11 protein-coding genes are annotated in these 12,903 nt (G+C 25.4%); 1 reads left to right on the top strand and 10 read right to left on the bottom strand.

The features are described from left to right. Positions 1 to 4: 4 nt before the first annotated feature. Complete coding sequence (locus MYPE_RS04455) at positions 5 to 991, bottom strand: lipoate--protein ligase (RefSeq protein WP_011077686.1); 987 nt, start codon at positions 989 to 991, stop codon at positions 5 to 7. A 247-nt stretch (positions 992 to 1,238) separates the two neighbouring features. On the opposite strand from MYPE_RS04455, the gene MYPE_RS04450 reads away from it, so the two are divergent. Next, entirely contained in the window at positions 1,239 to 2,984 is a 1,746-nt protein-coding gene (locus tag MYPE_RS04450; protein ID WP_152023097.1) for an MFS transporter, read from the top strand. A gap of 168 nt (positions 2,985 to 3,152) precedes the next feature. On the opposite strand, the gene MYPE_RS04445 is transcribed toward MYPE_RS04450, so the two are convergent. The 9 genes from MYPE_RS04445 to MYPE_RS04405 form a co-directional block, all read right to left on the bottom strand. Then, the gene (locus MYPE_RS04445) at positions 3,153 to 3,665 is read right to left on the bottom strand and encodes a hypothetical protein (protein ID WP_011077684.1); all 513 of its coding nucleotides are present in this window, start codon (positions 3,663 to 3,665) and stop codon (positions 3,153 to 3,155) included. After that, positions 3,649 to 4,770 (bottom strand): hypothetical protein, encoded by a 1,122-nt coding sequence (locus MYPE_RS04440; RefSeq protein ID WP_011077683.1) that lies wholly within the window; start codon positions 4,768 to 4,770, stop codon positions 3,649 to 3,651. The genes MYPE_RS04445 and MYPE_RS04440 overlap by 17 nt, the downstream gene beginning before the upstream one ends. Before the next feature lies 1 nt (position 4,771). Further along, positions 4,772 to 5,056, bottom strand: coding sequence for an MG284/MPN403 family protein (locus MYPE_RS04435; protein ID WP_044891306.1), 285 nt, complete (start codon positions 5,054 to 5,056; stop codon positions 4,772 to 4,774). A gap of 185 nt (positions 5,057 to 5,241) precedes the next feature. Then, positions 5,242 to 6,162, bottom strand: coding sequence for a tRNA (adenosine(37)-N6)-threonylcarbamoyltransferase complex transferase subunit TsaD (gene tsaD, locus MYPE_RS04430; protein ID WP_052270431.1), 921 nt, complete (start codon positions 6,160 to 6,162; stop codon positions 5,242 to 5,244). A 22-nt stretch (positions 6,163 to 6,184) separates the two neighbouring features. Further along, on the bottom strand, positions 6,185 to 7,867 hold the full coding sequence (locus MYPE_RS04425; protein ID WP_011077681.1) for a lipoprotein: 1,683 nt from the start codon (positions 7,865 to 7,867) through the stop codon (positions 6,185 to 6,187). Further along, positions 7,855 to 8,706 carry an ABC transporter permease gene (locus tag MYPE_RS04420; RefSeq protein WP_011077680.1) on the bottom strand — a complete coding sequence of 284 codons (852 nt, stop codon included), beginning with the start codon at positions 8,704 to 8,706 and terminating at the stop codon, positions 7,855 to 7,857. Before MYPE_RS04420 ends, MYPE_RS04425 begins: the two co-directional genes overlap by 13 nt. Continuing rightward, complete coding sequence (locus MYPE_RS04415) at positions 8,699 to 9,583, bottom strand: ABC transporter permease (RefSeq protein ID WP_229502222.1); 885 nt, start codon at positions 9,581 to 9,583, stop codon at positions 8,699 to 8,701. The genes MYPE_RS04420 and MYPE_RS04415 overlap by 8 nt, the downstream gene beginning before the upstream one ends. Beyond that, the gene (locus MYPE_RS04410; protein WP_011077678.1) at positions 9,573 to 11,357 is read right to left on the bottom strand and encodes an ABC transporter ATP-binding protein; all 1,785 of its coding nucleotides are present in this window, start codon (positions 11,355 to 11,357) and stop codon (positions 9,573 to 9,575) included. The genes MYPE_RS04415 and MYPE_RS04410 overlap by 11 nt, the downstream gene beginning before the upstream one ends. Further along, positions 11,358 to 12,836: a Cof-type HAD-IIB family hydrolase gene (locus MYPE_RS04405; protein WP_011077677.1), complete on the bottom strand. Its 1,479-nt coding sequence runs from the start codon at positions 12,834 to 12,836 to the stop codon at positions 11,358 to 11,360. Positions 12,837 to 12,903 lie beyond the last annotated feature (67 nt).

Genomic DNA, 12,903 nt, shown 5'->3' with positions numbered 1-12,903 from the left:
ATTTTTATATATTATTAAAAAATAATTCAACAATATTATTTGGAGTTAGTCCTTCTAATATTTCATTTAAATTGAAATTATTAGCTATGTTTTTTATTACTTCTATATTGTATTGTTGGTTAATGAATAAATTCTCAAATGTTTCTAAATCAAAACAAAATAAACCATCACTATTAAGTTTGATGTCTTTAATAATGTTATTCTCAGTTTGTAATTTAATTTCTAACAATCCATTTTCAATTCTGATTTTGTTTTGATAATTAAATTCAAAGTCTCTCCCAAAAATTCAATCTTTATTATTAAACTTTTCTAAATCTAGTTTTTTAACATCTTCATTGTTTGATAAATCTTCAATAATTTGTTTAGTTTGATATTTGTTTTCTAAAAAAGATAAAAATTGATTTTCAAATTCATCTTGCTTTATTGAGGTTAAGTTACATATATTTTCAACTCTACTTCTAACAGACTCTACACCTTTAGAAATTAATTTAGATTTATCAACAGTTAGTAATCTAACCATTTTTTCTACATCAACATTAAATAATAATGTTCCATGAATTAAATAATCATCTTTGTGAAACATTACAGCATTTCCAGAAATCTTTTTTCCATTTACTATAATGTCATTTCTTCCTGAAAATTCTGCTTTGATATTAACAGAATTTAAGAACTCAACAATGTCATATAAACAATCTTTAAAATTAAATTTACTTTTTTGGTTTCTTTTAATGAAAGTGAAACAAATATTTCCATCATCTTGAAAAACTGCACCACCACCACTCATTCTTCTAACTATCTTTGCATTTATTTCATTTGCATAAATTTGATTTACTTCATTTGCATAACTTTGGTTTTTACCTATTACTATGGTGTTTTTATTTTTTCAAAATAAAAAGATATCATCATCTTTATAATTTTGATTTGTTAAATAAAAGTATTCACTAGATAAATTTATTGATGGGTTATTGGATGTTAACTTAATGATTTTCATATAATGGAATTCCTAATTTTATAATTTTGATAATTAAGTTTATATTATAAAAAACCATTTATATTAATTTTTTTTAATTTTAAAAAAACCAATATTTTTTATTATGTGATAGCTATAACAAAATAATTAAAAAGTCAACTGCTTGCACATAAAAAAATTAATTATTTATGCACATTTGTCTATATAATGGAGTTATGACTAATTTGCAATATTAATTGGTCTACTATTTTTGAAAGGAAAAAAATCAATGGATATTAAAGGTGAAAAACAAATTCATCCTTCAGTTACTCAAACTACCATTGGTGCAACAAAGCAGACTCAGGTTCAAAAATCTGATTCTTCATCAGTAAGTATTAGTCAAAAAAGATTAGTACTGATGTGATCTCTAATTTTATTAGGATATTTCTTATTTGTTGTTCAGTGGTATTCAATTAGTAACTTTGCGGGTGGATATACACAAAACATTGGTAGTGTTCATAATAATCCTGCATTAGCAGCTATGCCAAATTGAACCATCACATTGATGCGTGGTATTGGATCAATTCTTGCTGGTTGATTATTAGCAAAAGTTGGACATAGATATGCTGTTATCACAGTGTTATCTTTAATGGTTGCAGCATTCCCATTCATTATCTTTGCTAGTGTCCCTGGAAATGAATTATTCCCTGGCGCTGAATATAACAGTGATGGTGTATATGCAGGAAGCTTTGCTTTCTTTTTAATCTTTAGATTATTCTTAGCTATTGGTGGAACTACTTTAATTACTTACACTAACTCAGTAATTGCTAAAATGCCAACAAAAGATAGACCTAAATTCATGACTATTAATCAATTTGGATTTAATGGTGGAGCATTTTTTGCTAACATCTTTTTCTGTTTTGGTATTTCTCAAGTAATTAATGGAACAGATGCTTGAATTTACATTCTTTCAGCTTTTGTAGTTTTAATTGCTGTTATTTTAGTTCTTTACTTTTTATGAGGGAAAGAAGTAATTCCAAGAGCTACTAAAGGTCAAAACCAAACTACTTTATCTTCAGATGTTTCTTATGGTAAAGTATTTAAATCTTCTTATACTTGAAAACTTGCTACAATTTTCATTATTTGATTAGTTTCAGTTGTATTTATCAACTCTTCAACTATGAGAAATGTTATTGAACAATCTCCGGCTAATTTAAAAGCTTTAGTGGAATGAAATATTGCTAATGGAAAAACTGCTACTTCTATGGCAAATTCTACTTTATCTACTTCTTCTTCAGTAGTAGTTGGTGGAGGTTATGACTGAGTGTGACCAGCATTTATTTGTTGTTTTGTTGCTGGTTTCTTTGTGGGGTTAGTATTTATTTCTCCATATAGCAAAACAATCTTCAAAAGAAAGAAATTCTTCCACACAATGTTTGCTCTTGGATTTGTGTTAGCTGCAATTTCAATTATGTGTGGTTACTTTGGTGGATATGGTAATGGTGCTGCTCTTGCATTCATGTTAATCTTTATCTTCTTCAGTGGAACTTTCTTATGAGCTGTTCAACCTGTATTGTTATCAGTTTATCAACAAGCTCCTTGATCAAGTCCTAAATATGCCGGTATTGTTTCTGGTTTAATTTGAGGAATTGGTTATGTTGGTTATACAATTGTTGAGTTATTACTTTCTGTAATATTCTCATATGCAGGTACTAATTCTTTTGCTGCAGATGTAACTAATTTAACTACTCAAATTACTTCAAACAATGGAACTTATTTAACTAATGGTGTTGTAAACTGAACTGCTATTGACGAAGCAGGCATTGCTTACAAAACATTAGCAAGTGATTATGCTGGTTCTATTGTTGTATTAGTATTCTTCTTTGTAGTTTGTGGTTTAGTATTTATCCCAATTCAATTACTAAAATCTGCAGACATGGGTACTAAGGATGCTAATGGTAATTTTGTACCGTTTAGTAAAGAATGAAATTTCTTAAACTGAAAATTCAAAGACCCAGCAGTTATGATTAAATAATCAGCCAATATTTATTCATAAAATGCTATTTAAAACATTTACTTGAAAAGGTAAATGTTTTTTATTTTTATTCATCTATGTAAAAATTGATAACTTAAATTACAAAAAATACTAGAAGTCATTTTGGGTTTCTAGTATTTTTAATTACAAATTAAAATATAAAAATGTTTATTGAATAATTCACAGTCTAAAAAAAGATCTATATTTCTTTTCTTTAATTAGTTTGCTATATAAATATAAGTTAACTATAAGTTCATTGTTATTTTGAGAAAGCTTAAACTTTATGTTTTTAACAAAGTTAGCTATATCATCATTGAAATCTTCTGTTAAATATACTGCTTTGTATATTAGGTTTGAAATATTTTTTTCTATTGCTGCTTTACTAAAATAATATCTTTGATTACTTCCATCAAATAAAGTAATAGAAGAAACATCAGTATTATTTATTAATATTTGAGCAATATCTAAATTTATAAACCCTGTGTCTTCTGGTAATGCGTTTTCTTGATTATTGTTACTGTTATTATTGCTATTTGAATTATTTGTGTCTGTAGCATCTGTGCCCAAATTAAGAGGTTTATTGAAAAATAGTGTAATAAAGCCAACTAATGAAACTAATACCAAAATAGTCACACTAAAGAAAATAAATGTTTTAATTTTTTTATTATTCTTTAATTTCATAATAAATATCTGAGTCTAATATTTTTAGATCATTTAAATTAGATTCAAAACTGATATTAAGTTTTGAAGTTTTAACAAAATTGAAAGAGTTTTTTAAAATATAAGTTCTTGAACTACCATCAATTGTAGCTTTAACTGTTAGCAAGTAACTACCACTTATGTTGTCATCAAAAAATATTCCATTATCACCGAATTCTAATTTATAAGAATTTGATAATTCATTATATGAAAGCTGATAATCATTCAAACTGTAAGTATAAAAATTACTACTAATAGTTACATTGTTATTTATATCTATTTCATTGGTTTCATATAACTTATTTTCTAAATAATATCTAATTTTGAATTTCTTTACTTCAATTTTAATAGAGGTATTATTTAGCTTTTTTATATTAAATATGTCTTTAATGGGGGTTTGAAAATTTCTATAATCATACCCTATAAATTGAAAGGGTAGATAATTATTTTTTTGACTTCCATAAGTAATGGTATTATCTAACTCTTTCACTTGAGAAGATACTCAAATAGAGTGGATTTGATTAGCTGTAGATACAAAATTTCTATCTAAATCAAATTCATTTTTTTGATATAAGTTAACATCAAATTTTAAAGATGTATTATTAATGTTTGATATGAATTCAGATAAGACATTAGGTTTTATGTCTTCTACAGAAATATGACCTAAAGAACTACTATTGATACCAAAGGTTACAAGAATTTGGTAAGATGAATTTTCATTACTAGATAAAAATTTATCTTCATTAGAATCCAAAATAATTCTCCCAGTATAGATAGAACTTGCGTCTGGAAAACCATACAAAAAATCTGCAGGGATTTTATTTTGCTGTCTAAATAAACTGATTGAACCAACTGTTTGGCCTGGCAATATTACATCAGCTGTTATGCATCCAGGGGGTAAATTAAAAGTTCCAGCTACATGAAAGGTTAAATCAATTATTACTCTATTTTCATTAAAACTTATTTTTAATTCACCATATCTAACATCAAAATAATAATTTTCTCTTGTGTTATATGGATCTTTATTTGTTTTAAATGAATTAATAAAATATGTCGAACTCTTTTCAATTGAATATCATGTATTCATGTTAGTTTAAAAATGATAAAAAGGTTTTTTCAGCTTTTTTCAATCTCTTATAAAATGCAGAATAGCTGTAGTTAAAATCTTCTCACATCTTATTTTCCAAATATACAGAAACTAAAATTTTACTATCCTCTTTGGGGATATTTTTTAAGATGTTTTCAACTGTTTCAATGAAGTTTTTTTCTTCTCAAACTTCAGACCAATTAAAGTGAACTCTTCCACTAATGTCTCTACTAGAAATTATCTTATTCTGTATTTTTACTTTTTTTATTTTGTAATCATAAAACAAATCATTTAATTTTTTTATATTAAATTCTCCTTTCTATTTCAAAAAATCAAAATGACAAAATCATTCTATAATGAGTAAAAAAAGCAAGTCAATTTTTTGACAGAAAATAAAAAAGTGATAATATCCCTATTAACAATAGGGATATTAAAACTTCAATTTATTTTTTTTAATTGTTTATAAAACAATTACTTATTTTTTTCATAATATGCAAAACCAATCATTGCAGCATTATCTGTTGAGTATTTACTTTCAGGAACAAAACTGTCTGAAAAAAGTTTTTTTATTTCTTGTTTGAAATAGTTATTGTTTGCAACTCCCCCACCAATACACACACAGTCTACACTATATTCATCTTTGTAATATTTAAGTTTTTTTATTATTAAATCAATTGAATACTTTAAAAAAGAAGAACCAATTGTAATTGTGTCTATTTCTTCATTTTTCATTTTTGAACTATTAATGATACTTAAAAATTTGTTTTTGATTCCTGAAAATGAAAAATCATTTTTAACAGGAGGGAAAGATGGTGTGATAGTTGCTTTTGAAATATCAAAATACTTATCTAATTTAGGACCGGCTGGATAGTCATATCCTAATGCTTTTCCAACTTTATCAAAAATTTCTCCAATTGCATCATCTCTTGTTTTTGTTAACTCTATTATTTCATTAGCACTTTTAACTAAAAAAATACTTGTAGTTTTTCCTGAAGCTATTAAAGACATAAAAGGATATTTAGGAACACTATTAATAAAGGGACTTAGAATGTGTCCATGAATATGATTGATTGGAACACATTCTACATCTAGTGCATATGCCATGGTTTTAGCAAAAATTTCACCAACAAATAGTGATCCAGGTAAACCTGGTTGATTAGTATAAGCAACTTTATCAATTTGATTCAAACTTATATTAGATTCTTGTAATGCTAAATCTAATGCTTTAATGATATTTTCTTCGTGGTATCTTGCTACAATTTCTGGAACTATACCACCAAATGGATTTAATTGCTTACTATCATTTTTAATAATGCAACTTAAAACTTTGTTGTCTTCTAATATTGCAACACTAGTATCATCACAGCTTGTTTCAATTGATAAAATATACATATTTTTTAACTCCTTTATTACCTTAAAAGTATTTTGATTGTACATCTAAAAATGCCCAACCCATGTTTGATTTATTTAAGTCACTAATATTAGTTTGAATCTCATTTACAGATATTTTTTTAGTAAGTTGATAAATAGAAATTAATAGATTTATGTAGTTATTATATTGCTGGTCATTTGTAAAAATATTTGAACTCATCATTGATGATTTATTATAAATATTTGTAAAGAAACCATTTCCTTTTAAACTCTCACTTAATGTATCTGAAATACTTGATAGATTTGAACTATTACTCATTCCAGCATTTTCAACACCTGTATAACTTTCTGTATTATATGTTGAGAAACTGCTTGCTGAATTTAACACATATGCATTCAAAGTAAGTGAAGGTGGAGTGTATAATACATAACTAAAGTTTTCCATTGGTCCATATAAATATTCATCTTCACCTTGACTAAAAATTGGATGAGAACTTGAATTATTTGAGTTATTATATTGAGATTTATCATCAGCTTGATATAAACTTTGATCTAACCCCTCTAATGCTATTTTTTTAATAAGGGCATAAGCTTTATTTTCTTTTTCTTGATTGTTAGAAACTTTACTTTTATTAATAACCATACAATCTAACAAGTAAAGAGAACTAGTTGTTTGAACAACTTTAATAGTTATGTCGTCTTGTTGAATGAAGTGACTAATTCAGTTTTTAAATGCACTTGGATTTTCTTCATCATATGCATAGTTATCCCCGCCCTGTGCTGAATATAAAATGTCACCATTATATGACAAGATAGAATCAGATCCTGTTAAACTTGCAAATTCATTTAAAACGTTATTTGAATCAGTATTTAAATAGAAAGTATTTTTAGGTAAGTTTTCTACAAAGTTAATATATGATTTTTCATATTCTGATCTATTAATGTTCTCATTAAACGTTTTTAACTGATTTGTTTCTATTGTTTGATTTACTGTTGCACCATCAGTTTCACTTAGCCTACTCATAGAATATAAGAATCTAAAGTCATTTTGTGATGCAATCTTAGTAACATCTCTATTGTTTATTTTATTTTTTAATTCTGGTAAAAATTGAGTTCAAGTATATGAAGAGTTAGGGAATAAATTAGCATTGTCTTTAGATTTATAAGCATATTTTGTATCTTGTAAAAAATATGGTACACAATAGTTTAATAAACCACCATAGTTATTATTTGAATCAATATTATCTCTTGCATAAGCTTCAGATAAATCATAAGATAATAAGATTGATCTGGCTTGTGGAGTGAATAAAGTTAAAGCATCAGTTGCTGTTTGAATTTTTTCATTAGTTCTATTTCCATACTTATTTAGTTTATATAAATTAAATTTAGATCAATCAATTAAAGATAATTGCCCTCTGTTTGCTCATTTTGCAACTAAATATGCTGTAGGGATTGCAACATCATAATTAGTATGAAAGTTTCTTTCTAAATCTTCATTAGTAGAAAAAGTTCTAAAACTAACATTATTAATACCAATTTCAGTTTCTGTATTATTAAGATTTAGTGTTGAACTATATTTGTTATTTTCTAAATTTGATAAAAGATTTGGACTCATGAAGTTTTCAAAGTTAGCCACATAAAATCCTTCATTATTTGCACAAGATGATGCAACTGAAGGAACAATTGAAGTAAATAATAAAAATATTCCCTTTGTTATCTTTTTCATAAAGCTTTCTTATTTTTTTCTTTATATATTTTAATACCTGCAAGGATAAATGTACCTGTAATAAATAAAATAACTAATAAAGCTCCGAAAGTTACAATTCAAGCTTTAATACCTTTTGCAGATAAATATATTTTTGTTGCTATTGTTCTAAAGTTCCCACTAACTAATAGTGTGATTACAAAATCATCAAAACTCATAGCAGTTACTATAATTGCAGCTGCAATAATTGATGGATAAACATGAGGAACAATAACTTTAAAGAAAGTTTTTAATTTAGATGCACCCAAGTCATTTGATGCATTAATTAAATTTTTATTTAATGAAGCCATTCTAGGATAGATAGCAACAATTGCATATGGAGTACAAAATGAAACATGAGAAATTACAACAGTTGTATACCCATAGTCCAATCCTAATGGAATTCAAATTATAGTTAATAATAAAGATAAACTAATCCCAGAAATAATATCAGGAATAGAAATATTTAATGAAGATGCTGTTCTTATAATATTGTTTACTTTCTTTTTTGAATTTCACATTCCAAATGCTGTAAACAATCCAATTATTACTGATATCGGTGTAACTAATAATGCTACTAAAATTGAGTTTAATAAATTAGATAAGAATCCATCACTTGAAGTATCACTAAATAGTTTGTCTCAGTTTTCTCCGGTCATTTGATTATTAGTGAAATCTAACAGGATATTTCCTCTTTCACTTTGACCATTAAAACTTAAAACAATAATAAAAATTAAAGGAATATAAATTAAAGCTAAAAGAATATAAACATAAGATCTTCTAAGAAAATTTAATACTGAACTTAATTCTAACTTATGCATTTATATTCTCCTTTCTGCTTCTTCTGATTCCTCTATAATGTTTAATTGTTTTTGGAATTAAAAAAGCTACTGTTCATAACACTAAGATAACTAAACAAATGATTAATGAAAGAGTTGCAACTCTTGCAAGCGCAATTTGACTTGATGTTGCTTCTAACCCTTTATCCAACATAATACTACCTATTAAACTTCCACTATTTGAGTTATCCATAAATTGAGTAACACCGGCTGTTGTTAGTGTTGGTAAAAATACTAGTATAGCACCACTAATTACTGCATTTTTTGTATAAGGTAAGATAACTAAAAAGAACGTTTGAAAACTATTTTTTCCTAAGTCCTTACTAGCTTGTAAAAGGTTTTTAGGAATAGTATTTAAAAATGTATAGATAGTTAAAATGAAGATTGGAAGGTTGACATATATTAAAGCAATAATAGTATAAATCATTCCATAAGTACTATTAGTAGTTCCAGCTAATGTATCAAATAATTCTTTTAATCCAACTAATTTAATTAAAAAACTTATTCACATAGGTGAAGTCATTAATGATATGGAAACAATTTTTGAAGTCATACTTTTTGATAGTGATAAAAAGTAAGCAAAAGCATATCCAAAAACCACACAAACTGCAGTTACTATAATTGCAACTAAAATTGACATTCCAATTTTTCCTCACACTGTTGCTGTTAAAAAAGATCAATTATCACTTACTGGAATTTGGCTTCCATCAATTGCATCGTTTGTTGGTTGGAAAGGTTTAATAAAAACAATAATTAGTGGAATTACTATTAACAATAAAGTGATTAAGAAGTAAGGTAATAATAAGAAAAATTTAGAAGAACTACTTTTATTAATTGAAATACCAAATTTAGTTATCATTCTTATCTCCTTTTTTACCATTTACCTTATTTTTATTTTTCTTACTTTTAATTTCTTTTATTTTCTTTTTAAATGCATTTTTTGTTAATGCTAAGAATTCACTACTTTCATCTGTGTATGTATCATTCTCATCATCTTTTTTCATAATATGCATATCTTCATCATCTCAAGTTAAATATATTTCTTGTTCTAAATTAACTTTATTAACAGCTTCTAATGTTAATAAAACACCTTCAAACTCACAAATTAATTCTCACATTAATCCTTTATATGTGGTTTCTAATACTGTAACTTTGATCTTACCTTTATCTTTACCAACTACATCAAAGTCTTCTGGTCTTATCATTACATTTACTTCTTCATTTTCTTTAAATTTATCTTTGTAACGACTATCTGCATTAAGAACATTATCAAATAATTTAATTTTGTTTCCTTTTAAATAAGTAGCATTTAAGATATTTGCTTTACCAATAAAGTTAGCTACTCAATTATTTGCTGGTAAGTCATAAATTTCATTTGGTGTACCAATTTGTTGAATCTTACCTTGAGACATAACAATAATCTTATCTGATAGTGTCAAAGCTTCTTCTTGATCGTGAGTTACTAGAATGAATGTGATTCCAAATTTTTTATGTAAGTTTTTAAGTTCTTGTTGCATTTGGGCTCTAACTTTTGCATCTAATGCACTAAGAGGTTCATCCAATAATAGTGTTTCTGGTTTAATAACTAAAGCTCTTGCAAGTGCAACTCTTTGCTGCATTCCACCAGATAAATCTGAAGGTCATTTTTTTTCTTTTCCTTCAAGACCTATAATCTTTATTATTTGTTGAACTTCTTCTTTGATTTCTTGTTTTGTTAATTTTCTTGTTAACTTCTTTTTATCAAATCATTCTTTTTCTTGATATGGATAATTTTGTCAGTAAGAAACTCAATAGTCTAAATCTGCTGCTTTATGGTTTAAATAATCTATTTCTTGTTTAGTAATTAGATTAACACGATATGCTTTTTCATATTTTAAATAAGTTTGTACTAACTCATCAGTTTCATTTGCTTTGAAATCAATATTTTTATTAATTCTAAAAAAGCTTAAAGTGTTATTAATGAATTCGATAAATTTAACTTTAACTGGGATAGATTTATGTAATTCTTTTTTATTTTTTTCAAAATATTCTTTTTCTAAAGTTTCTATTTTTTCTTCATACTCTTCTTCTGTCATAGTGTTTACTTCACTAAGGATTTTAGAGTTGTTGATTTTGTTTTCTAACTTTTGAATGTCTTTTAAAAAACCATCTCTTTTTCTTTCAATATCTTTAATTTTTGATTTTGATTTTTTTAAACAATCATTAAAATATTTTTCACTTTCCTTTTGATAATCTGCAGATACATTTTCAATAGGCTTTCTAATTTCAGTCAAACCATATGCAATATTTTTTTCTACATTCATATTAGGGAATAGTGCATAGTCTTGAAATACAGTTGCTGTTGGTCTTCTTTGGATTGGTAAATCTTTAATATCAATTTTATTTACTAAGATTTTTCCAGATGTTGGTAATTCAAAACCACCAATCATTTTTAAGATTGTGGTTTTTCCACAACCACTTGGACCAAGGATTGTAACAAATTCACCTTTTTTAATTTCAAAATTAATATTTTTTACTGCAACATATCCGTCAGGATAAGTTTTATTAATTTTTTTAATCTCAATAAAATTGGGTACATCTTTTTCAGAGAACTCTGATTCACTGTTAATTACTTCATTATCTTTTGTTTTCATTTATCTTTCCCTTTCACTTTCATAAGTCTGTTTGATAAATTTATCTAAATCACTTAATAAATTATCTAAGGTTTTTTGTTCTTTTATATTAAATTTTTTAGAAATGTTACCATTTGTTTTTTGGTTACTAATTTGGTTTGAAAATATATGATAAAAATCATTTGTTTTCACTGTCTTAAAGATTGTGTAATCTAGTTTATTTAATTCATCTAAAGAAATGCTAACAACATTATTATTAATTTCTTTTTCAACATCAAAATGGTTTAATGTTTTTATTTCTTTAAAGGCACTTAAGTTTAAATCAAAGCTGTTTAATAATTTTGTTTGATCACACACTAGAATTGAAGAATTATCCTTGTATTCTATAATCATTAAATTAATCTTGTTTTGTCTAATATATTTTTTCATTTGTTCTGTTTGAACTTCATTGAATGGTTCGTTATATTCTTTTTCTAAAAGAGTATTTTTAGATATTAATAATGGTTCAAAAATTATAGAACAAAATCAAGTTGGTAAAATGTTTTTTATTATTAGTTTATTTTGGGCAATCAAGTAGTTGTGAATTCTTTCGTATTTATATATTTCTAGATTGCTAATATTTTTACATCAATTTAATAAATCTATATAAATGGTTGTGTCTAATTTAAATTGATCTGAATCATAATTAATTACAAACTTATTAAAAGCTTCACTAAATTTTTTTTGATTGTCATAAACCACACTAGATAAACTTGTTAAATCTTTATCTTTGGCATTGAAGGCTATTTTAATATTACACAGTTTGAACATTGAGATATCATTTTGAGAATCCCCTAAAGATACTGTTTCAGATAAATCAAATTTCTCAATGTTTTGAATAAATTTAACTGCCTCACCTTTACTAGTGTTGTTTGCAGTTATTTCTAAAGTTTTTTTATTAATTCTTATAATTGATAAATGGTCTGAAAATTTTTCATCAAAAATTTTTTTAATTTTGTCTATTTCATTTTCATGAAAAGAAAACAATAAGAATTTATAAACAACATCATCTATTATTTGGTTTTCTTTTAATTCAATTATTTTTCCAGAGTTAAATTTTTGAATTATTTTTTTAATTGGAATTTTTACTGAAAAAATTTTCTTTTCTTCTATACCTTTTTTTGAATATATTCAGGCTGCTACTTTATAGTTTTTTATGATTTCTAATATTTCATTAAAAATATTTTCATCAATACTTTTACTATGAATTACTTTATCTTGTTTTAAATCATAGATATAAGCACCATTTAAAGCAATTAAGTACTTGTTTTGAATATTTGAAAATCTTTCAATATCTTTATTTATTTTTTGTGATGATACTGGTCATCTTCCTGTGGTTAATACAATGTTTCCACCATTTTTTGAATATTCTTTTAAAACCTCTAAATTATCTATAGAAACTTTTTTCTTAGAATTCAGTAAAGTCCCATCAAGGTCAATAAATGCTCATTTGGTTTTCATAAAAATTCCTTAAATAATATTTAATTTTAATAAATAATTATTAAAGTGTAATTGATTTAATGAATTA

The sequence above is a fragment of the Malacoplasma penetrans HF-2 genome (assembly GCF_000011225.1).
Taxonomy (GTDB): domain Bacteria; phylum Bacillota_I; class Bacilli_A; order Mycoplasmatales; family Mycoplasmoidaceae; genus Malacoplasma; species Malacoplasma penetrans.
The sequence above is the reverse complement of the archived record's forward strand: the minus strand, read 5'-3'. Positions and strand labels throughout refer to the sequence as shown.